20 protein-coding genes are annotated in these 21536 nt (G+C 73.5%); 10 read left to right on the top strand and 10 right to left on the bottom strand.

Going from position 1 to position 21536, the window contains the following annotated elements; genetic code table 11:
- The first annotated feature begins 71 nt into the window (after positions 1 to 71).
- The 4 genes from OG956_RS11050 (at position 72) to OG956_RS11035 (ending at position 2998) form a co-directional block, all read left to right on the top strand.
- On the top strand, positions 72 to 767 hold the full coding sequence (locus tag OG956_RS11050) for a response regulator transcription factor (protein WP_330337786.1): 696 nt from the start codon (positions 72 to 74) through the stop codon (positions 765 to 767).
- Positions 764 to 2281: a HAMP domain-containing sensor histidine kinase gene (locus OG956_RS11045; protein ID WP_330337785.1), complete on the top strand. Its 1518-nt coding sequence runs from the start codon at positions 764 to 766 to the stop codon at positions 2279 to 2281. Before OG956_RS11050 ends, OG956_RS11045 begins: the two co-directional genes overlap by 4 nt.
- Before the next feature lie 88 nt (positions 2282 to 2369).
- A complete protein-coding gene (locus OG956_RS11040) occupies positions 2370 to 2774 on the top strand; it encodes a hypothetical protein (protein WP_330337784.1) in 405 nt (134 codons plus the stop codon).
- A complete protein-coding gene (locus OG956_RS11035) occupies positions 2774 to 2998 on the top strand; it encodes a hypothetical protein (RefSeq protein WP_330337783.1) in 225 nt (74 codons plus the stop codon). The genes OG956_RS11040 and OG956_RS11035 overlap by 1 nt, the downstream gene beginning before the upstream one ends.
- Before the next feature lie 66 nt (positions 2999 to 3064).
- Here OG956_RS11035 and OG956_RS11030 read toward each other — a convergent pair whose 3' ends face one another.
- The 3 genes from OG956_RS11030 to OG956_RS11020 are packed head-to-tail and all read right to left on the bottom strand — an operon-like array spanning position 3065 to position 5198.
- Positions 3065 to 3640: a cob(I)yrinic acid a,c-diamide adenosyltransferase gene (locus OG956_RS11030; protein ID WP_330337782.1), complete on the bottom strand. Its 576-nt coding sequence runs from the start codon at positions 3638 to 3640 to the stop codon at positions 3065 to 3067.
- A gap of 13 nt (positions 3641 to 3653) precedes the next feature.
- Positions 3654 to 4403 (bottom strand): ABC transporter permease, encoded by a 750-nt coding sequence (locus OG956_RS11025; protein WP_330337781.1) that lies wholly within the window; start codon positions 4401 to 4403, stop codon positions 3654 to 3656.
- Between the two features lie 9 nt (positions 4404 to 4412).
- A complete protein-coding gene (locus OG956_RS11020; RefSeq protein ID WP_330337780.1) occupies positions 4413 to 5198 on the bottom strand; it encodes an ABC transporter ATP-binding protein in 786 nt (261 codons plus the stop codon).
- A gap of 89 nt (positions 5199 to 5287) precedes the next feature.
- Here OG956_RS11020 and OG956_RS11015 point away from each other — a divergent pair, with 89 nt between their 5' ends.
- The 4 genes from OG956_RS11015 (at position 5288) to OG956_RS11000 (ending at position 10308) form a co-directional block, all read left to right on the top strand.
- On the top strand, positions 5288 to 5929 hold the full coding sequence (locus OG956_RS11015) for a TetR/AcrR family transcriptional regulator (protein ID WP_330337779.1): 642 nt from the start codon (positions 5288 to 5290) through the stop codon (positions 5927 to 5929).
- A gap of 232 nt (positions 5930 to 6161) precedes the next feature.
- Entirely contained in the window at positions 6162 to 7010 is an 849-nt protein-coding gene (locus OG956_RS11010; protein WP_330337778.1) for a 3-hydroxyacyl-CoA dehydrogenase family protein, read from the top strand.
- A gap of 151 nt (positions 7011 to 7161) precedes the next feature.
- Positions 7162 to 7485: an STAS domain-containing protein gene (locus OG956_RS11005; protein WP_330337777.1), complete on the top strand. Its 324-nt coding sequence runs from the start codon at positions 7162 to 7164 to the stop codon at positions 7483 to 7485.
- A 387-nt stretch (positions 7486 to 7872) separates the two neighbouring features.
- Positions 7873 to 10308, top strand: a complete 2436-nt coding sequence (locus OG956_RS11000; protein WP_330337776.1) for an ATP-binding protein — start codon at positions 7873 to 7875, stop codon at positions 10306 to 10308.
- A 44-nt stretch (positions 10309 to 10352) separates the two neighbouring features.
- On the opposite strand, the gene nucS is transcribed toward OG956_RS11000, so the two are convergent.
- The gene (gene nucS / locus OG956_RS10995; RefSeq protein ID WP_330337775.1) at positions 10353 to 11024 is read right to left on the bottom strand and encodes an endonuclease NucS; all 672 of its coding nucleotides are present in this window, start codon (positions 11022 to 11024) and stop codon (positions 10353 to 10355) included.
- Positions 11025 to 11300: 276 nt separating this feature from the next.
- On the opposite strand from nucS, the gene OG956_RS10990 reads away from it, so the two are divergent.
- Positions 11301 to 11693: an SCO5389 family protein gene (locus OG956_RS10990; RefSeq protein WP_330337774.1), complete on the top strand. Its 393-nt coding sequence runs from the start codon at positions 11301 to 11303 to the stop codon at positions 11691 to 11693.
- A gap of 117 nt (positions 11694 to 11810) precedes the next feature.
- Here OG956_RS10990 and OG956_RS10985 read toward each other — a convergent pair whose 3' ends face one another.
- Entirely contained in the window at positions 11811 to 12839 is a 1029-nt protein-coding gene (locus tag OG956_RS10985; protein WP_330337773.1) for an LLM class flavin-dependent oxidoreductase, read from the bottom strand.
- Positions 12840 to 13061: 222 nt separating this feature from the next.
- On the opposite strand from OG956_RS10985, the gene OG956_RS10980 reads away from it, so the two are divergent.
- A complete protein-coding gene (locus OG956_RS10980; protein WP_330337772.1) occupies positions 13062 to 13394 on the top strand; it encodes an ATP/GTP-binding protein in 333 nt (110 codons plus the stop codon).
- A gap of 8 nt (positions 13395 to 13402) precedes the next feature.
- Here OG956_RS10980 and OG956_RS10975 read toward each other — a convergent pair whose 3' ends face one another.
- The 5 genes from OG956_RS10975 to mce form a co-directional block, all read right to left on the bottom strand.
- A complete protein-coding gene (locus OG956_RS10975) occupies positions 13403 to 14293 on the bottom strand; it encodes an ABC transporter permease (protein WP_330337771.1) in 891 nt (296 codons plus the stop codon).
- Positions 14290 to 15654 carry an ABC transporter ATP-binding protein gene (locus tag OG956_RS10970; protein ID WP_330337770.1) on the bottom strand — a complete coding sequence of 455 codons (1365 nt, stop codon included), beginning with the start codon at positions 15652 to 15654 and terminating at the stop codon, positions 14290 to 14292. Before OG956_RS10970 ends, OG956_RS10975 begins: the two co-directional genes overlap by 4 nt.
- A 208-nt stretch (positions 15655 to 15862) precedes the next feature.
- Positions 15863 to 16798: a cellulose-binding protein gene (locus OG956_RS10965; protein ID WP_330337769.1), complete on the bottom strand. Its 936-nt coding sequence runs from the start codon at positions 16796 to 16798 to the stop codon at positions 15863 to 15865.
- Between the two features lie 183 nt (positions 16799 to 16981).
- The gene (scy, locus tag OG956_RS10960; protein WP_330337768.1) at positions 16982 to 20863 is read right to left on the bottom strand and encodes a polarized growth protein Scy; all 3882 of its coding nucleotides are present in this window, start codon (positions 20861 to 20863) and stop codon (positions 16982 to 16984) included.
- Between the two features lie 206 nt (positions 20864 to 21069).
- Entirely contained in the window at positions 21070 to 21510 is a 441-nt protein-coding gene (gene mce / locus OG956_RS10955; RefSeq protein ID WP_330337767.1) for a methylmalonyl-CoA epimerase, read from the bottom strand.
- Positions 21511 to 21536 lie beyond the last annotated feature (26 nt).

Here is a 21536-nt window from a genome sequence, read left to right as displayed (position 1 = left end):
CGGATCGCCCACCTGGCCTGCCGCGCGCCCGGCGCGGGGTCGTACGCTGACCCGGCGACGAGGAGGGGTACATGACGGACGCGGCGGGCCAGGGCACGGTGCTGGTCGTCGACGACGACGCGGCCATCCGGCGCTCGCTGGAGCGCGGCCTGAGACTGAGCGGGTTCGCGGTGCGCACCGCCGCCGACGGGTCGCGGGCGCTGGCCGCGATCCGGGACCTGCCGCCCGACGTGCTGGTGCTCGACGTGTCGATGCCCGGCATGAGCGGCATCGAGGTGTGCACCCGGCTGCGCGACGAGGGCCGGGACCTGCCGGTGCTGATGCTCTCCGCGCTCGACGAGACCGCCGACCGGATCGCCGGCCTCCAGGCGGGCGGCGACGACTACCTGGTCAAGCCCTTCGCCCTGCAGGAACTGGTGCTCCGGCTGCGCGCCCTGCTGCGCCGCCGCCCGCCCGCGGGCCGGGAGCAGCTCAGGGTGGCGGACCTGGTCGTCGACCCCGCCGCCCGCACCGCCGAGCGGGACGGCAGCCCGCTGGACCTCACCCGGCGCGAGTTCGAGCTGCTGGAGGTGCTCGCCCGCAACGCCGGGCTCGTCCTCACCCGCGACCAGCTCCTGGAACGGGTGTGGGGCTACGACTTCGACGTGCGCACCGACGCCGTCGACACCTTCGTCAGCTATCTGCGGCGCAAACTGGAGGCCGAGGGGCGGCCCCGGCTGATCCACACCGTGCGCGGCGTCGGCTTCGTGCTGAGGGAACGGCCATGAGGCTCTCCACCCGGATCGCCCTCGCCGTCGGCTGCACCGTCCCGCTGCTGGTCCTCGCCGCCGGCTGGCTGCTGCTCGGCCTCGTCGCCCGGGACCTGCACCGGGCCGAGGACCGGCACCTGCAGCAGCGCGCCGTGGCCCTGGCCCCCGAGGCCCGCGCCCTGCTGCGCGCCTCGGCGAACGGCCGCCCCAAGGCCGCCGACACCCGCGAGCGTCGGCTGTTCAGCACGGCCCTCGACGTCGGCGTACGGCTGGTCGGACCGGACGCCACCTTCCGGGGCGGCCCCCAGCCGGACCCGTCCGTGCCCCTGCCCGACGCGTCCGCCGGTTTCGTCACCGTCCGCTCCGCCGGGCGCAGTTGGCGGGCCCTCGTGCGGCAGGTCCGCACCCCCGCCGCCGCCGGCACCCTGTGGCTGTTCGCACCCGACACCGCCGACCGCGCCCAGGTCCGGCTCGTCCGCAACCGGGTGCTGCTCACCGCCGTGCTCGCCGCGCCCCTGTCCGGACTGCTCGCCTGGGGCCTGGCCGCCGGGGCGAGCGCGCCCCTCGCCCGCCTCACCCGCCGCACCGCCGGACTCGACCCGCGCACCAGCACCGCCCGGCTGCCGGAAGAACACACCGGTGTGCGGGAGGTCGACGAACTCGCCGCTACCCTCAGGACCGTCCTCGCCCGCTACGACGAACAGGCCGCCCGCACCGGCCAGGCCCTGGACACCGCCCGCTCCTTCTCCTCGGCCGCCGCGCACGAACTGCGCACCCCGCTGATGAGCATGGGCACCAACCTCGACATCCTCGCCGGCCACCCCGATCTGCCGGCGGCGGAGCGCGCCGAGGTGCTGGCCGACCTGCACCGCGAACACGCCCGGCTGCTCGGCCTGCTGGTGATGCTGCGGGACCTGGGCCGGGCGGATCTGGTGGAGGCCGACGCGTTCCGGCCCGTCGATCTCTCCGACCTCGCCGACACGGCCGTCGCCGAGGCCCGCCGCCGCGCCCCGGATGCGGACATCACCCTCGACGCCGCACCCGGGCTCACCGTGCACGGCTGGGAACCGGGCCTCAGGCTGCTGCTGGACAACCTGCTCGGCAACGCCCTCGCCCACGGCCGCGATGCACAGGGCCGGGCACGGGTACGGGTCGGCGTGAGCCGAGCCGAAGGCGGGCTCCTCGTCGCGGTCGACGACCAGGGCCCCGGCGTGCCGCCCGACGCCCGCGCCCGGATCTTCGAACGGTTCCAGCGGGGCCCGGACAGCGCGGGCTCCGGGCTCGGCCTCACCCTCGTCGCCCAGCAGGCGGCCCTGCACCGGGGGAGCGTCACCGTCACGGACGGCCCGGACGGGACCGGCGCCCGCTTCACGGTACGGCTGCCCGCGGACGGCGGCGGCCTGTCCGGGGACGGCGGGGGACTGCCGGGCCGACGGGACTGGCTGATCGGCACAGCCGGGGCGGACCGGGACTGGCCGATCGGCACAGCCGGGGCAAACCGGTCACAGAGTTTCCCCAAAGACCGTCCCTAGCCTCCGTCCCGTACGGACGGCGACCCGCCCGGCCGGAAAGCGGCCGGACCGGCGACCGGGCCGGTCCGGGAGGGAAACGGAGAGAAGGATGAACGCACGACGACGTACGCGCACGCTGCTCGCGGGCGGCGCGATGGCGGCCGTACTGGCGGTGGCGGGCACCGCCGGGGCCGCGTCGGCCGACAGCACGCCGAAACCGGCCCCGACCGGCGACGGAGCGCAGAAGCTGTGCAAGCGGGTGCCCAGGATCGACCGCCGGATCGCGCGGGCCCTGAAGCGGCTGGACGCCGGGCCCGGCACCCGTGGCTCGATCGCCCGGCTGCAGCAGCGGGTGGACAACGCCGAGAAGGCGGGCCACACCGCGGTCGCCACCTTCCTCAAGGACCGGCTGGAGTTCCGTAAGTCGCTGGTGACCAACCTGAAGCAGCGCCAGAAGGACCTGGGCGACGTGCGCACCTGGTGCCAGGCCAACGGCGGCAAGGCGGCGAGCTGATGCGGGCGCGGCGGGCGGCGGCCGCCCTGCCGGCGGTGGCCCTGCTGGCGGCGCTCACCGCGGGCTGCGCCCACCACGACGCCGCGTCCCCGAAGACGCCGCCGTCGTCCGGCGCGTCCGCCGGTACGCCCTCCGGCTACGCGGAGATGCAGAAGAAGGTGGACGCGGCCGAGTCGGCGGCCGCGGCGGCCGACCGGGACGCCGCGAGCGGCACCGACCGCTGACCCGGACGGCCCCGGTGGGGAGGGCTCAGCACCCCGCACCGGGGCCCACGGCACCGGAGGGCCGGTTCAGCCGCGTTCCCCGCCCGGCACCCACAGCACGTCCCCGGTCTCCTTGTTCGCCACGCGGGCCAGGATGAACAGCAGGTCGGACAGCCGGTTGAGGTAGGTCGCCGTGAGCGGGTTCATCGTGTCGCCGTGCACCTCGAGAGCAGCCCAGGTGGAGCGCTCGGCACGGCGTACGACCGTGCAGGCCTGGTGCAGCAGGGCCGCGCCCGGGGTGCCGCCGGGCAGGATGAAGGAGCGGAGCTTGTCGAGCTGCTCGTTGAAGCGGTCGCAGTCCGCCTCCAGCCGGTCGATGTAGAACTGCTCCACCCTCAGCGGCGGGAACTGCGGGTTCTCCACCACCGGCGTCGACAGGTCCGCGCCCACGTCGAACAGGTCGTTCTGGACGCGCGTGAGCACCTTGACGATCTCCGCGTCCAGGCCGCCCAGCGCGATCGCGGTGCCGATCACCGCGTTGGCCTCGTTGGCGTCGGCGTAGGCGGAGATCCGCAGGTCGGTCTTGGCGACCCGGCTCATGTCGCCGAGCGCCGTGGTGCCCTTGTCGCCGGTCCTGGTGTAGATGCGCGTCAGATTGACCATGCGACCAGCGTAGTTACGCCCCGGCCGTCCGGAACACCCGTGTGCCCACGGTCACCGCCAGCGCCGCGAAGGCGACGGCGACGAGGACGCCGTGGAGCATGTGCGCGCTCGTGTACCGCCCGACGTACGCGTCGCGCACCGCGTCCACCAGATAGCGGAACGGCACGAAGTGCGACAGCACGTCCAGCCAGGCGGGCGCCAGGGTCATCGGGAGCATCAGCCCGGACAGCAGCATCGACGGCATCGACACCATGTTGATCAGCGGGCCGAACTCCTGCGGGGTGCGGACCTTCATGCCGAGCGCGTACGACAGCGAGGCCAGCGACACGGTGAGCAGGGCGACGAAGGCGAAGCCGATCAGGACGCCGCCGAGCGGCGCCCGCAGGCCCATCACCAGCGCGGCGAGCACCAGCAGCACCGCCTGGAAGACGAACACCGTCGCGTCGCGCAGCACGCGGCCGAGGAGCAGCGCGAGCCGGCTGACCGGGGTCACCCGCATCCGCTCGACCACCCCCTGCCCCTTCTCGACGATGACCGTGAACCCGGCGAACAGGGCGCCGAACAGGCCGAGTTGGAGCAGCAGGCCGGGCACGAGCACCTGCCAGGAGCTGCCCGTGCCGCCGAGCGGCAGCCGGGTGAGCAGCGGACCGAAGAAGACCAGGTAGAGCAGCGGCGTGAGCACCCCGAAGAGCAGGGCGAACCGGGAGCGCAGCGACTGGCGCAGATAGCGGCCGTAGACGAGGGCCGTGTCGTGCAGAAGCATCGGGGATTCCTAGACGGCTACGGGGACGGAGTCGGCCGGGACCGGCCCGCGTCCGGTGATGGCGAGGAACGTGTCCTGGAGGGTTGCGTCGATCGAGCCGCCGTACTGGAGCCTGAGCGCGGACGGCGTGCCCTCGGCGGCGACCGCGCCCCGGTCCACGACCACCAGGCGGTCGGCGAGGGTGTCGGCCTCGTCCAGGTAGTGGGTGGTCAGGAAGACGGTCGTGCCGTGCTCGTCGCGCAGCCGGCGGACCAGGTCCCACAGGTCGGCGCGGCTGCCCGGGTCGAGTCCGGTGGTCGGCTCGTCCAGGAACAGCACCTTCGGCCGGTGGGTGAGCGCCATGGCGATGTCCAGCCGCCGCCGCTGCCCGCCGGAGAGGGCGCCGGCCTTCCGGTCGAGGAACCCGGTGAGGTCCAGCTCCCGCGCCAGGTCCTGAGCGCGCAGGGCGGCGTCGGCCTTCGACAGGCGGTACATCCGCCCCTGGGTGACCAGTTCCTCCCGCACGGTGATCTGCGGGTCGACCCCGCCGGACTGGGCGACGTACCCGATCGCGGCGCGCACCCCCGCCGGATCCGTCGCCAGATCGTGCCCGGCGACCGTGGCCGCGCCGCCGGTCGGCTTCAGCAGGGTGGTGAGCATCCGCAGGGTGGTCGTCTTGCCGGCGCCGTTGGGTCCGAGGAAGCCGAGGATCTCGCCCTCCCGGACGGTGAGGTCGATACCGCGCACCGCCTCCACGGGGCCGGCCTTGGTCTGGAAGGTGCGGGCGAGTCCCGCCGCGCTGATGACTGCTGCCATGCCCCCAGAAAAACAGAGCCATTGAAAAATTGCAATGCCACCAAGTTTTCAGGAGCCCCAAAAAAGTGCCGCCGATCTACGATGGCGCCATGGCAGAGGGGCTCAGGGAGCGGAAGAAGCGCGAGACCAGGCAGCGCATCTCGGACATCGCCACGGGGCTGTTCATCGAGCGCGGCTTCATGGCGGTGACCATGGCGGACGTGGCGGAGGCGGCGGACGTCTCCGTGAACACCGTCTACAACTACTTCCCCGCCAAGGAGGACCTCTTCTTCGACCGCTCCGCAGGCGTGGTCGACCGGCTCGCCCGGTGGGTGCGCGGCCGGGACCCGGGGGAGTCGGCCGCCCGCGCCGTACTGCGCGAACTGCGCGAGGAGGTCGAGGCCGTCTCCCCGCGGGTCGGCCTCATGGAGGGCTACGACCGCTTCATGCGGGTCATCCACGACGCCCCGCCGCTGCGCTCCCGGCTGTGGAGCCTCCAGCAGGAGATCCACGACGCCCTGGAGGCGGCCCTGCGCGAGGAGACCGGCGCCGCCGGCGCCGACCCGCTGCCCGGCCTGGTCGCCGGTCAGATCTGCTGGATCCACCAGACGGTCTTCACCACCATCGGCCGCCGCCTCCTCGCCGGCCGCACACCGGTCGAAGTGTCCCGAGAGGTACTGGTTCTTCTGGACGACATCGAGGACCTCTTGAGTGAAAAGGTCCTGAACTACGCCGTACGGGCGGCTTCCTGAGCTTTTCGTGCCGCCAACCGAACCCCGGTTTCTGGGAATTGGCACCTCCGCGACCCTGGCGCGCACCCCGCCGGATCCGCCGGCCGCAGGCCCGCCGAGCCCGTCGTGTCGGACGTGACCGGCGTCTCACCCTCTGAGACCGTGACACGCGTTACTAACCGCTCACACAGCGGCGTCGGAGCGCTAGGGTCCGCCGGAGAAGCAGACTTGGAGCGCGTTCGAGGGAGTCGGAGTGGCACGGAAGCTCGCCGTCATCGGGGCCGGTCTCATGGGGTCCGGGATCGCTCAGGTCGCCGCGCAGGCGGGCTGGGACGTCGTCCTGCGCGACGTCACCGACGAGGCGCTCAAGCGCGGCACCGACGGCATCAAGGCCTCGTACGACAAGTTCGTGAGCAAGGGCAAGCTGGCCGCGGACGACGCCGGGGCCGCCCTCGCCCGCATCACGCCGACGACCGACCTGGACGCGGCGGCCGACGCCGACGTCGTGGTCGAGGCCGTCTTCGAGAAGCTCGAAGTGAAGCACGAGATCTTCCGGGCGCTCGACAAGCTGGTGCGCGAGGACACCGTGCTCGCCTCCAACACCTCCGCCATCCCGATCACCAAGATCGCGGCGGCCACCGAGCGCCCCGAGCGGGTCGTCGGCGTCCACTTCTTCTCGCCGGTGCCGATGATGCAGCTCGTCGAGCTGGTCCGCGGCTACAAGACGAGCGACGAAACCCTCGCCACCGCGCGGGAGTTCGCCGAGTCCGTCGGCAAGACCTGCATCGTCGTCAACCGTGACGTGGCCGGCTTCGTCACCACCCGGCTCATCTCGGCCCTCGTCGTGGAGGCGACCAAGCTGTACGAGTCGGGCGTCGCCACCGCCGAGGACATCGACCTCGCCTGCAAGCTGGGCTTCGGGCACGCCATGGGCCCCCTCGCCACCGCCGACCTCACCGGCGTCGACATCCTGCTCCACGCCACCAGCAACATCTACACCGAGTCCCAGGACGAGAAGTTCGCCCCGCCGGAGCTGATGCGCCGGATGGTGGACGCCGGTGACATCGGCCGCAAGAGCGGGCAGGGCTTCTACAAGTACTGAGGCGTCCCGTCACCGACATTCACCCCGGGAACATCACCCCCCGGGGTGAATTCGGTATCGGTTCGCTTACAAGCAGCAACCGCACCACCACTGACACAGTCAGACGGTGCAACGTCACGGAGTAGCCAACCGCACTCAACGGGGAGCGCATATGCACATCAGGGGCGACCACGCCGAGCTGGTCGTCGGGGGCCGCCTCGACGTCCGCAGCGCGGCGGACGCCCGTACGGCCCTGCACTCGGCCGTCGACGGCGGCGTCGGCGACCTGGTGCTCGACCTGTCCGAACTGGACTCCTGGGACGCCACCGGACTCGGCGTGATCATGGGTGCCCATCGGCGGGCCGGCCGCTGCGGGCGCCGTCTGGTGCTGCGCGGTGTCCCGCCGCAGATGCAGCGCCTGCTGGTCGCCACCCGCCTGCACCGCATCCTCGCCATCGAGGGCGGCATCGGAGTGGAGTCGCTGCCCCGGGTGTGACCCCGTGGGGCGGCCGGTCCCGCGGGGACCCGCCGGACGGGTGCGGCCGGCGGGGCGGACGGACGGCTCGGGTGCCGCACGGCGCCGGCTCGGGCCCGCGGGACCGCGGCGCAACCGTGCGAGCGGGTGTGAAACGGGCGACGGGGGAGACCCGGGCGCAGCCGCCGAAGCGCACGTCGCGGGCAATCCTCACCGGACTGTGACGTCTCGGACCGCACGGCACCCCGCCCTGTCGGAGATACTGTGCGAAGGTTTAGGGTTCGGTCGCCCGCCGTCTCGCAACCCTCGATCGAGCGGGCCCGGACCAGAAGCGACAGCGCGGTGTGCGACAAGGCCGGGAGGGGCCGGACATCACGGGCACACGACGCTTTTGGGGGGCTTGAACCTATGGACCCGATCAACCCGGGACCCGAGGAGCACGGCCAGGCGCACAGCCGCCGCCCGCCCCGGGAATCCCTGACCTCCGACTTCGGCCAGAGCACGCCGTCGCTCGCCCGCACGGCGCACGTCGTCTCCGGCGACCTGCTGCTGACGGTGAACCCCGTCGACGGCAGCGAGATAGAACCCTGCCCGCCCGTCGAGCGCCCGGAGCGCCCCCGCAGGCGCACCGCCGCCGAGCGCGCCGAGACCGAGCGCGCCGCCCGGCCGCCCGTGCCGCCGGGCCCCGCCCAGCCGGCGGTCTCCCTGGTGGAACGCCAGGACGAACGCGAGCGCCTGGTCCGGCTGCTGGCCCGCGGCCGCTCCGTCCGGCTCACCGGCCCCGGCGGCTCCGGCCGCACCGCCCTGCTCGACCTCGTCGGCGAGGACTGCCAGGACCTCGCCCCCGACGGCGTGGTGCGCCTGAACGGCTTCCACCGCACCGCGCAGGACCTCCTGTACGACCTCTTCCACGCCGTCTACGACAGCCCGCGCCACCGCCCGGAACCGGACGAGCTGCGCGCGCTCGTGCGGGAGATCGGCGCGGTCGTCGTCCTGGACGACATCGAGTTCGGCGGCGCCGCCCTCGACGAACTGCTCGACGCCACCCCCGAGTGCGCGTTCCTGATCGGCGCCACCCCCGACGTGCCCCCGCCGTCCCCCGAGTCGGAGGTCGAGGAGGTCTTCCTCAGCGGCCTCGACCGGGCCGGCGGCGAGGAGGTCCTGGAGCGGACCGCGGGCCGCGTCCTCACCGAGGAGGAGGCCAACTGGGCCGGCGACCTGTGGTTCGAGTCCGAGGGCCTGCCGCTGCGGTTCGTCCAGGCCGGCGCGCTGCTCCGGCAGCGCGACCAGCTGCGGGCCGGCGCCGGGGCGGTGGACGAGTACGGCGTCTTCGAGGACGTACGCCCCCCGGCCGAACTGCCCGTGGAGGCGGCCGACGACGTCCCGCTGCCCTCCCTCGGCGAGGCCGCCGCGCCCGCTCCGCTGCTCGCCTCCCGGCTCAGCCCCTCCGCCCGCGCCACCCTGCGCTTCGCCGTCGCCCTCGGCGGCGAGGTGCCGCACCAGGCGCATCTGCCGGCGCTGATCGGCGACACCCACGCCGACGCCGCCCTCGGCGAGCTGGCCGCCTGCGGACTGGTCTCCCCGGTCGGCGCCCGCTACCGGCTCGCGGCGGGCGTGCTGACCCAGCTGGAGGCCGCCGGATACACCGACGACGCCCAGGCCCAGGCGCTGGCCGCCGCCGAGCACTACGCCTGGTGGGCCGGGCATCCGTCGGTCACCCCCGAGCGGGTCTGCGCGGAGGCCGACGCGGTGCTGGCCGCGCTCGCCGCGATCGTGCCGCACACGGTCCCGCCCGCCGAAGGGCAGCAGAGCTGCGCGGTACGGCTGGCCCGCACGGCCGCGCCCGCGTTCGCCGCCGGGCTGCACTGGAGCGCCTGGGAACGCGCCCTGCGCTCCGGCGCCGAGGCCTCCCGGCTCGCCGGTGAGGTGTCCGAACAGGCCTACTTCCACCACGAGCTGGGTGTCCTCGCGCTGTGCGGCGGCCAGCTCGACCGGGCGCGCGCCGAGCTGGAGGCGTCCATCGGGCTGCGCGGGGCGCTCGCGGACAAGCGCGGCACGGTCGCCGGCCGGCGCGCCCTGGCCCTCGTCGCCGACCTCTCGGGCGAGGTGCCGGGGATCGCGGCGACGGCGGGGGAGGAGCAGGCGGAGACACGGCACGAGGAGTCGGCGCCGCCGCCGTACGTGCCCCTCGGCGATCCCCTGGTCACCCGCCGGCTCCCGGCCGCCGCGCCGGCCGGCGGCGGCTTCCGCCGGCTGGCCCGGCGCAACCTCGTCGCGGCCGGCTCCGGGGCCCTGCTCGCCGCCGTGCTCGGCACGGTCGTCACGCTCGGCATGACGTCCAACGACAACGCCGGCAAGAACCCGGCCGGCAAGGTCGACGTCAACCCCTCGGCGAGCCAGGACCCGGCCGACGGCTCGCTGGGCGCCGACCCCAACCAGACCCCGCGGGCCGGCACCGGCTCGGCCGCCCCGGTGACCCGTCCCACGGACCCGGGCCCCGACGGCACGTACGGCACGACGGACGACCCGACCCCGGCCCGGCCGACCACGTCCCCCTCGGCCGGCCCGAGCCACACCAAGGGCACGGGCGGCGGGGGCACGACTCCGACGCCGTCGAAGTCCCGTACGACCGAGCCGGGTTCGCCGACGCCGACGAAGTCCACGCCCTCGGGCACGCCGACCTCGCCGTCACCGTCCAAGTCACCCACCCCGACGCCCACGTCGAGCCAGTCGTCGAGCCCGTCCACGACGGACACGGCGAGCGGCCCGGCGTCCAGCAGCCCGGCGAGCGCGTCCGAGAGCACGGGCACGGAAACACCGACCGGCCCGGGCGCGGTGATGTGACGCGAGCCTGACCCGGCAGACACGCCCTCGTCGGAGCGGCCGGGTCAGAACAGGCGGAGCTTGTCGTCCTCGATGCCGCGCAGGGCGTCGTAGTCGAGGATGTGGCAGTTGATGCCGCGGTCGGTGGCGAGGACGCGGGCCTGGGGCTTGATCTCCTGCGCGGCGAAGATGCCGCGGACCGGGGCGAGATGGGGATCGCGGTTCAACAGCTCCAGGTAGCGCGTGAGTTGCTCGACGCCGTCGATCTCGCCCCGGCGCTTGATCTCGACCGCGACCGTCCGCCCCTCCGCGTCCCGGCACAGGATGTCCACCGGGCCGATGGCCGTCATGTACTCGCGCCGGATCAGCGTGTATCCCTCGCCGAGCGTCTCGATGCGGTCGGCCAGCAGCTCCTGCAGGTGCGCTTCCACGCCGTCCTTGATCAGACCCGGGTCCACGCCGAGTTCGTGCGAGGAGTCGTGGAGGATCTCCTCCATCGTGATGATCAGTTTCTCGCCCGCTTTGTTGACGACGGTCCACACGCCCTCTTCCTCGCCGGTGCCCTCCTTGAGCGTGCAGGGCGGCGACATCCAGTTGAGGGGCTTGTAGGCCCGGTCGTCGGCGTGGATGGAGACGCTGCCGTCCGCCTTGACCAGGATCAGGCGGGGCGCCGAGGGCAGGTGGGCGGTGAGCCGGCCGGCGTAGTCGACCGAGCATCGGGCAATGACGAGACGCATGGTCGGCAACGCTACTCGACGCCCTGAGGTGCGCGCGATCCGCCCGCCCCGCTCCCGAGCGATCGCCCCAATTGTCCCTGGAAACTCTTGTTCATCCCTGGCCGATTGTGCCCGTAAAGGGATCGTTCCATATACGCATTCTGCTGGTGTGGTCACCGACCGTTGCCTACGGTAGTGAACGGGAGGTCGCCGCATAGGTACTGAGCGTGTTCGATATCGCGAACTCCCTTACCCGTCCGGCAACCCCTGCTCTTCGGGGGTGCGAGAGGAGAACCCATGTCGCTCGACGTCTCACCGGCCCTACTCGAACAGGCCGAGCGAGGCGAGGTCGACGAAACAGCATTCGTCGACTGCGTCCGGACCTCCCTGCCCTACGCATGGGAGATGATCAGCTCCCTGGTGGCCCAGCTGAAGGTCGACGGCGGACCGTTCGCCGACAACCAGACGCCCCCGCCGGACGAGCAGGCACGCGGTCAGCTGCTGCGTGCGCTCGCGAGTGACGCCATCCGCGGCGCCCTGCAGCGGCACTTCGGCGTGCGGCTGGCATTCCAGAACTGCCACCGGGTGGCGGTGTTCCCGCTGGACGCCGCGGTGGACGAGACGCTGGCCCGCTTCACCTCGGTGCGCAGTCAGTTGCTCAACCAGTCGCCGGAGCTTCGGGACTGCTGACGGGCGGCCCCGCTGCGGCGGATGCCGTGAGCCGCTTGCTTGCCGCTCCACCCGGGGGAGGTGCATGCAGTACTGGGGCGGCAAGCCCTCCAGGCGGCAGGGGAGTTGCGGTCCCGCTCAGCGCAGCTGGGGCAGCACCTCGGCGCCGAGCCGCCGCAGGTTCTCCTCCGTCGCGGCGAGATCGCCCGAGCCCTCCACGAGCAGGGCGAAACGCGAGATGCCGGTGCGCTCCGAGGTGGCCGTGAGCCGGTCGGCGGCCAGGCGTGGGGTGCCGACCGGGTGCAGGCCGCAGAGCAGCTCGGTGTAGGCGTGCGGGTCGCGCATCGCGCGCGCCCGGCCGTCGACCGTCACATGGGCCTCCAGGCCCTGCCTCAGCCATCCCGGCATCGCCTTCAGCAGTGTCTCGACCGCGTCCGTGCGCCGGTCCGCGAGCTGGCAGACCCCGGCGGAGACGTGCGGGGCGCCGGCGATCTCCTCGGCCGGCCGGCCCGCGGCCCGGGCGCAGCGCCGCCACAGGGCGACCATCTCGGCCTTCTCCTCGTCCCCGACGTGCATGCCGAGCAGCATGGGCAGTCCGCGCTCGGCGGCCAGCCGCACGCTCGCCGGGGAGGTGCAGGCGACGACGACCTCGGGTCCCGGGGATTCCGTGAGCGCCTCCGACGGGCGGGGTACGACCGGCACCTCGCGGAAGCTGAACCGCTCGCCGGACGCCGACACCGACGGCTCGCGCAGCCAGCGCAACAGCAGATCGAGGGACTCCGGGAACCCGTGTTCGTAGGCCGCGAGGCCCGCGCCGAACACCTCCAGGTCCACCCAGGGACCGCCGCGGCCCACCCCGAGCGTGAACCGGCCGCCGCTCGTCACATGCAGCAGCGCGGCCTGCTCGCCGAGGGCCACGGGATGGGCGGTGGGCAGTACGCTGACCGCCGTGCCCACCCGGATGCGGCGGGTGCGGCCGAGCAGCAGAGCGGCCAGGGTGACGGCGGACGGGCATGTGCCGTACGGCACGAAGTGGTGCTCGGCGAGCCATACCGAGTCCAGTCCGGCCTCCTCGGCGACCTCCGCCGAGCGGACCGCCCGGTGCAGGGCCTCCCCCGGACCCTGGCCCGGGAACTGGGCGCCCAGCACAAAACTACCTACGTACATCGCATTTCCTGCTTCCTTGGCTCCGACCCGGAGCTCCCCCACCCCGCATAACCGCCTGACACGTGCCCAGGACACGGCCTGGCGGAGGGATTTGCGGATTGTCTGCAGAATGGGTCGCCCTGGAGGGGGACTTGTACGGGTTGGTCCCGGCCGGGTACCCCACTCGGCGGCGCGTAGGCTGGATGCAGCCCGTGCTTCCTGTATAGCCCCGAGAGGTGTCCCGTGTCCCCGCGTCGCAACCGACCCAAGGCAGCCGGATCGTCGGGCCGGAGCGCCGAGGACGACCGGGCCGGCCGGTACGGCGGCTGGCAGTCGACCGAGAACTGGCAGGGCGAGGAGTGGAGCGTGCGCCATGTCGCCGGGGCGAGCGCCCAGGGCAAGACCTACCGCTGCCCGGGCTGCGACCAGCTGATCCCCTCCGGCATGCCGCACGTGGTGGCCTGGCCCGAGTACGCGGGCGTCGACGACCGCCGCCACTGGCACAAGGCGTGCTGGAACGCGAAGGACCGCCGCACCACGCGGGTGCCGCGGTCCCGTAACGCGCCGAGGTTCTGAGCGCGGGGTCAGACGTCCCGCTGCTGCAGCAGCAGGCAGGCGCCGGCGAACGCGGCCGCCGTCAGGCCCAGCATGATCCACAGCGGGTCCCAGCCCGAGGGGCCGGAGCTGCTCAGGGAGTTGTCGTAGAAGCAGCTCATCTGGCTCGGGATCGAGTACTCCAGCAGCCACTGGCGCACCTTCTCCAGGGACTGCGCGGCCATGAACAGCGCGATCACCAGCGGGGCCAGCACCGCGCCGATCATGATGGTGATGCCGCCCGCGGAGTGCCTCACGACCGAGCCGACGAGCAGCGAGAACAGTCCGAGCAGCGCGAGGTAGAGGCTGATGCCGACGGTCGCCTTGAGCCAGTCGTCGGTGGAGGGGGTACGGGCGCCGCCCACCCCCTTGAGCATGGACACGTGGACCATGGCGACGAAGCCGGACGTGACCAGCGTGACGACGAAGGCGACCGCGAAGAACACGATCGCCTTGGCGGCGAGCACCCGGATGCGGCTCGGGCACGCGGTCATCGTCGTGCGGATCATGCCGGTGCCGTACTCGGAGGCCGTGGTCAGCACGCCGAGCGTGATGATGCACATGCTGCCGATGAGCAGGCCGAAGAAGCCGAACTGCAGCGGGTTCTGGTCCGCCATGCTGTCCGGCCCGGAGTTGGAGCTGACCAGCGAGCCGGCCATCAGGCCGATGCCGAGGACGAGCACGATGAACACGCCGAGCGTCCACATCGTCGACCGTACCGACTTGATCTTCGTCCACTCGGAGGCCAGCGCGTGCCCGAGGTGGGCGGGCCGCACCGGGATCGGCGAGCTGTAACCGGGGTACGAGCCGCCGGACGCCGCCTGCCAGTCGGGAGCGGCGGAGGCGGGGGCCTGCGGCATCGGAGGCTGGTGGGTGCTCATCGGGCGTCCTCGGGCTTGGTCAGGTCGGCGGGGGCGGCGGCCGGGGCCGGGGGAGCGGCGGCGGGCGTCTGCGGCGGCGCGGGCGGCGCCGAGGGCGCCTGCGGCGCGGCGGGAGCCGGCGGGCTGCCCGCCGACCCGCCCGGCGCGTACGCCTGCGCCTGCGCCTGCGGAGCGGCGCTGCCGGGCGTCCGGGCCGGCACGGGGGCGGCGGGCTGCGGGGCCTGCTGCGCGTACGGGTTGGGGGCGCCCGGGGCGGCGGGAGCGCCGTAACCGGGCGTCTGCGGGCCGCCGTACGGCCCGGCGGGCGGCTGCGGCATGGCGAAGGGCTGCCCGCCCTGCTGGGGCGGCGGCGGGGCGTACCAGCCGGGCTGGCCCTGGCCGGGCACCGGCATCGGGGGCTCGGCGCCCGGCGGCAGCGGCTGCTGCAGGCCCGCCTTCTGGTCGACGGTCGAGCGGTAGTCCACGGCGCCCTGCGTCATCCGCATGTACGCCTCCTCCAGCGAGGCCTGGTGCGGCGACAGCTCCCACAGCCGTACGCCCGCCTCGTGCGCGAGGTCGCTGATCCGGGGCAGCGGCAGTCCGGTCACCCGCAGGGCGCCGTCCTGCTCCGGCAGCACATGGCCGCCCGCCTCGGCGAGCGCGGCGGTGAGCTTCTCGCGCTGCTGCGGCTCGGTGTCCGGGGTGCGCACCCGGGCGAAGTCCGCGGAGTTGGCCGAGATGAAGTCCTTCACGCTCATGTCGGCGAGCAGCTGGCCGCGTCCGATGACGATGAGGTGGTCGGCGGTCAGCGCCATCTCGCTCATCAGGTGCGAGGAGACGAAGACCGTGCGGCCCTCCGCGGCGAGGGCCTTCATCAGGTTGCGGACCCAGAGGATGCCCTCGGGGTCGAGGCCGTTGACCGGCTCGTCGAACAGCAGCACCTGCGGGTCGCCGAGCAGCGCGGCGGCGATGCCGAGGCGCTGGCCCATGCCGAGCGAGAAACCCTTGGAGCGCTTCTTCGCCACGTCCTGCAGGCCCACGACCCCGAGCACCTCGTCCACCCGCCGGGCCGGGATGCCGGACAGCTGGGCGAGGCTCAGCAGGTGGTTGCGGGCGCTGCGGCCGCCGTGCACCGCCTTGGCGTCGAGCAGGGCGCCGACCTGGCGGGGGGCGTTGGGCAGCTTGCGGTAGGGGTAGCCGCCGATGGTCACCGAACCGGACGTCGGGTTGTCGAGCCCGAGGATCATCCGCATCGTCGTCGACTTGCCCGAGCCGTTGGGCCCGAGGAAGCCGGTGACGGCTCCTGGCCGCACGTGGAAGGAAAGGTTGTACACGGCGGTTTTGTCGCCGTAGCGCTTGGTCAGGCCGACAGCCTCGATCATGCTCCGCACCCATCGAAAGGTTCAGGACAGCCGGGGCAGACGCCCCCGTAAGGGTTAGGAGGATATCGGGGCGCTGACGGTTCCACCCAAGAGAACGCAAAGCCAGGGAATCGCTGAGCGTGACAGCCTGCTCTGCCGAACGCGACGAAGCCCCCTGCCGTGGGACGGCAGGGGGCTTCGAAGGCGCTCGTACGGCTGCGGCTCCCGCTTACCGCGACTGCTGCGCCGGCACCCCACGCGAGATCGGCTCGTCCTCGGTCGGCGAGCCCGCGGCAGCCACCGCCGCGCCGGTGAGCGTCGCCAGCATCTCGCGCACGTTCGTCAGCTGGGCGTTGATCGAGTCGCGGCGGTTGGTCAGCGCGGCGAGCTCGCGCTCGGATTCCGAGCGGATGCGGTCGGCCTTGGCGTTGGCGTCGGCCACGATGTCCTCGGCCTGGCGCTGGGCCGTCTCCACCGTCTGGCGGGCACGGCGCTCGGCGTCGGTGCGCAGCTTCTCCGCCTCCAGGCGCAGCTGCTCGGCGCGGTGCTCGATCTCCGCGAGGCGCTTCTCGGCCTTGGCCTGGCGGGAGGCCAGGTCGCGCTCGGACTGCTCGCGGCGCTTGGCGAGGTTCGTCTCGAAGTCGGCGGCGGCCTGCGCGGCCTTGGCGCGGGTCTCCTCGAAGAGGGCGTCCGCCTCCTCGCGCTTGGACTGCGCGTCCTTCTGCGCCTCGGCGCGCAGCTGGGCGGCCTCGCCCTTGGCCTTCTCGACGATCCGGACGCCCTCGTCCTCGGCCTTGGCCTTGCGCTCGGCGGCGTAGGCCTCGGCGTCGTTGCGGACCTGCTGGGCCGCGGACTCGGCGAGGTCGCGGTGCTGCTCGGCCGCCCGTCGGGCCTCCTCACGCAGTTCCTTGGCCTCTTCCTCGGCCAGGCGCAGGATCTTCTCGACCCGGGCACCGAGACCCGCGTACGACGGCTCGGCGTCGGTGACCTGGGCCTGGGCGTTCTGCGTCTCGAGGTGGAGCTCCTCGATGCGCTTCTCCAGGGCGGTGATGCGGGCGAGAGCGCTGTCACGGTCGGAGACGAGCTTGGAGATACGTTCGTCCACCTGAGCGCGGTCGTACCCACGCCGCACAAGCTCGAAGCCGTAGGGGGAAGTGTCGCTCATGGGGTTCCTGTCGAATGAGACCGGTGAGGTGATAGGGGGAATCCTAGGGGCCGAAGCGGTGTGTCATCGAGCGGATACGTGTTTGATCTGGAGAATGAGACCCCTTTTGAGTGGCTGACGGCCGGATGGCTTGCCAACGAGTCGGGCAAAGCCCCCAGACGTTACCGGAACACATCGCTCAGGTTAGCCGTCTGACGACTTGCCACCCGATCGGGGGGCGCCCACCGTCGCGCCGGCCTTGACCCCGCCGTCCTTCCCGGACGCCGGCGTCTCGAAGGACTCCAGCGCCTCCAGGACGTCCTGGACCCGGGAGATCTCGGCGTTGATGTCCTCGCGCCTGCGCACCAGGATCTCCAGCTCGCGCTTGCCCTCCTCGACCGTGCGCCGGGCCTCGCGGATCGCCTCGGCCTTGAGCTCCTCGGCCTCCTTGATCAGGCTGGCCTTCTTCAGCTCGGCCTCCTTGAGCAGCCCCTCGGCCTTCTTCACGGCGGCGATACGCACCTTGCCCGCCTCGGAGTTGGCCTCCGACACCAGCTCCTTGGCCTTCGCCTCGGCCTTCGCCAGCTGCTCCTCGGCCGCCTTGATGAGCGCGTCGCAGCGGTCGCCGGTGGACTTCATCGTCTCGGCGGCCTCGCGCCGGGCCCGCTCGTGCAGCTCCTCGATCTCGGCGGTGATGCGGTCGCGCAGCTCCTCCGCGCGCTCCCTGATCGCGGTCGCGTCCCGGCGGGCGCCGACCAGCAGCTCGTCGGCGTCCGTACGGGCCTTCTCCACCCGGGCGTTGCCCTCGACGGTCGCCTCGGCGACGATCCGCTCGGCCTCGGCGCGGGCGGCGCCGACCATCGTGTCGGCCTGGGACTCGGCGTCCGCGGTGGTCTTCAGCGCCTGCTCCTGCGCCTCCGCGAGCAGCTTGTCCACCTCGGCCGTGGTCTCGGTGATGAGCGTGTCGACCTGCTCGGCCGCCTCCGAACGCCGCTTGTTGGCCTCCTTGCGGGCCTCGTCCAGGGTCCGCTCGGCCTCCTCGCGGGCGGAGTTGACGAGCCGTTCGGCCTCCGCCTCCGCGTCCGCCTTGAGCCGCTCGGCGTCCGCCCGCACCCGCTCGGCGTGCGCCTGCGCCGAGCCGACCGTCTCGGCGGCCTCCGCGCGCAGCCGCTCGGCCTCGCCGGTGGCCTCCCCGACGAGCTGCTCGGCGGCCGCCAGGGCCTCCGCACGCACCCGGTCCGCCTCGGCCACCGCCTCGCCGCGCACCCGCTCGGCCTCGGCGGCGGTCTCCGTCTGCAGCCGCTCCGCCTCGCTGCGCGCCTCGGTGATGAGGGTGTCCGCCTGGGTCGCCGCGTCCGAGCGGATCCGGTTGGCGTCCTCGCGGGCGTCCGCCCGGGTACGGGCCGCCGCCTGGTCGGCCTCGGCGAGCACGTCCGAGGCCTCGGTGCGCACCCGCTGGGCGTACTCGCCGGCGTCCGTGCGCAGCCGCTCGGCCTCCGCCATCGCCTCCGCGACCGTACGCTCGGCCAGCGCCTTGGCGGCCTCCGACTCCTCGTTCGCCTCGCGCCGCATCCGCGAGGCGTCCTCGCCGGCCCGCTCCCGCTCGGCGTAGGCGTCGGCGCGGACCCGGTCGGCCTCCTCCTCGGCCTCCCGCCGGGTGCGGTCCGCCGCGTGCTCGGCGGCCGAGCGCAGCCCGGCGATCTCCTCCTGCGCCTGCTCGTGCAGCCCGGCGACCGAGTCGCGCACCTGCTGGGCGTGCTGCTCGGCCGCGGAGACCATCTCGGTGGCCCGCCGGTCGGCCTCCTCCACCAGCCGGGTGGCCTCGGCCTGCGCCTCCTCCACCCGCTTGCGTGCGGAGGCCAGCAGCTCCTCGCTCTGCTCGCGGGCCCGCCGGCGCTCCTCCTCGGCCTCCTCGCGGGCCGCGCCGAGCAGCTCCTCCGCCTCGCGGCGGCGCCGGGCGGCCTCCTCCTGGGCGGCGGCCAGCGTCTCGGACGCCTCGGTGCCGAGCCGCTCGGCGGCGGCCTGCGCCTCCGCACGCACCCGGTCGGCGGTGTCCTGGGCCTCGGCCTTGAGCCGCTCGGCCTCGGCGGCGGCCTCACTGCGCAGCCGTACGGCGACGGCCTCGCCCTCGGCGCGGAACGCGGACGCGTCGGAGGCGGCCTCGGTGCGCAGCCGCTCGGCCTCGGCCTCGGCCTGCTGCTGGAGCGTACGGATCCGTTCGGCGGACTCGGTGCGCAGCCGCTCGCTCTCCTCGGCGGCCTCGCGGCGGATCCGGGCGGCCTCCTCGCGGGCGTCCGCGAGCGCCTGCTCGGCCGCCTCCAGCCGCTCCTGCGCCTCCGTCTGGAGCCGGGTCAGCTCCGCCGCGGCCTCGGTGCGGCGGGCCTCGACGGCGCGCTCGGTCTCCTCGCGCAGTTCGCGCGCGGCGGTCTCGGCGTCCGCCGTGATCTTCTCGGCCTGCTCGCCGGCCTCGGCACGCAGCCGCTCGGCCTCCTTGCGGGCCCGGCCCACGGTCTCCTCGGCCTGCCGGCGCAGCGCGGTGGCCCGCTCGATGGCCTCGGTGCGGACCTTCTCGCTGTCGGTCGTCGCGGTCTGCCGCAGCTCGTCGGCGTCCGCCTTGGCCTTGGCCAGCAGCTCCTCGGCGGTCCTGGCCGCCTCCTCGATCTGCGCGACCGCCTCCCGGCGGGCCTCCGCGCGGATCGACTCGCCCTCGGCGACCGCGTCGGCACGCAGCTGCTCGGCCTCGCCGCGCAGCCGGCGGGCCTCCTCCTGCAGCTCGACCGTCTTGGCGCGGTACTCCTTGGTGTCGTCCTTCGCCGCGCCCTTGAGCTGCTCGGCGATGTCGTGCGCCTCGGCGCGCAGCCGGTCCGCCTCGGCCTCGGCCTCGGTGCGGATCCGCTCGGCCTCCTCGGCGGCGGCCCTGGTGGTCCGCTTGGCCTCCTCGGAAGCCTTGGTGAGCACGTCCTCGGCGGTCCTGGCCGCCTTGGACAGCTGGGTGGCGCTCTCCTCGGCCGTGATCGCGCGGGCCTTCTCGGACGCCTCCGCGAGGATCTTCTCGGCCTCGGCGCGGGCGTCCGCGACCAGCTGCTCGGCCTCCGACCTGGTCTGCTCGGCCTCCTTGGTGGCCTCCTCGACCAGCCGGGCGACCTGCTCCTTGGCCGTGCGGGTCCGCGTCTCGTTGGCGGCCTCGGCGCTCGCCAGGGCCTTGGCGGCGGCCTCCTTGGCCTCCGTGACGACCTTCTCGGCCTCCGCCTGGGCCTTGCGCAGCGCCTCCTCGGCCGCGGCCATCCGCTCCTCGGCGGCCCGGGTCAGCTCGGCGGCCTGCCGGCGCGCGGTGTCGGACTCGCCGGCCGCGTCGGTGCGCAGCCGCTCGGCGTGGTCGGTGGCCTCCTGGGCCTGGGTGGAGGCGGCGTTCAGCAGGCGCTCGGCGTCCGTGCGGGCGCGGCGCAGGATCTGCTCGGCCTCCGCGCGGGCCGACTCCGCCTCGCTCTGCAGCCGCTCCCGGGCCTCGCGGGTCAGCCGCTCGGCCTCGGCGCGGGCGGCGGCCATCGCCTGCTCCGCCTCGGCGCGGGACTCCGCCAGCAGCCGGCGGGCCTGCTCCTCGGTGCGGGCGCGCAGCTGCTCCGCCCAGGCCACGTTCTCGTTGACGTGCGACTCGACGGTGGCGCGGCGCTCGGCCAGCTCCTGGTCGAGCTGCTGGCGCCGGGTGACGGCCTCCTGGTGCAGCTCCGCCTGGAGCCGGGCGGCCTGCTCGGCGTGCTCCTGCAGGATCCGCTGGGTCTGCGCGCGGGCCTCGGCGGCCATCCGCTCGGCTTCCTGCCGCAGCTGGTCGGCCTGCATCTGGGCATTGCGGAGCAACTGCTCGGCCTGATAGCCGACGTCACCGCCGTCGAAGGCGGGCCGGGTCATCAGGGTGCGGCGCGCCTCGTGCAGCTTGGCGCGCAGCACCTCGACCTGGTAGCCGAGGTCCTCGGCGTGCTGGATCGCCTTTTCCCGCTCGGTCTTCAGCCGCTTCATCTCGGCCTCGAACCGAGAGAGGTGGTCGACGTCAGCCGCCGGCTCTCGCTCCTGGCTCTCGTAGCCCCGCACTGCGCGGTCCCATCCGTCCCCTGGTCAGCTTCTCCAACGAGCCTCGTCCTCCGCCGAACGGGGCCCCCGGGGAATGGTGTCAGATCAACGGCGGAGCACGGGCTGCTGCCCCGACGCTCGTCCCCCGAAACCCGGACCCCGGAAACGGCCGTCCCCCGCTTTCGGGGACGACCGCCCCCAACCCTACCGGCCCTTATGTACGGCGGTCAGTGCTCAGGGGACTCAACCGGGGCCGAAGTGACCAGTTCTGTCAGGACGCCGTGGCAGTCCTTGGGGTGCAGGAAGGTGATCCGCGAGCCCATCGAGCCCCGTCGCGGCTCGTCGTACAGCACGCGTACGCCCTTGTCGCGGATGGCGGCGGCGTCCCCGTCCACGTCCGCCGTGCCGAAGGCGATGTGGTGGACGCCCTCCCCGTTCTTCGCCAGCCACTTGCCGACCGCGGAGTCCTCGCGGGTCGGTTCCAGCAGCTGGAGGTAGGAGGCGCCGCCGTCCGAGGTCTCGTTGATCTTGAGCATGGCCTCGCGCACGCCCTGCTCCTCGTTGACCTCGGTGTGGAACACCTCGAATCCGTACGTGGCCCGGTAGAACTCGACGGTGGCGTCGAGGTCGTGGCAGGCGATCCCGATGTGGTCGATTCGCGTCAGCATGAATTCAGTGCAGCGCCACCGCGGTG

The organism is Streptomyces sp. NBC_00557, assembly GCF_036345995.1.
Lineage (GTDB): Bacteria > Actinomycetota > Actinomycetes > Streptomycetales > Streptomycetaceae > Streptomyces.
The sequence above is the reverse complement of the archived record's forward strand: the minus strand, read 5'-3'. Positions and strand labels throughout refer to the sequence as shown.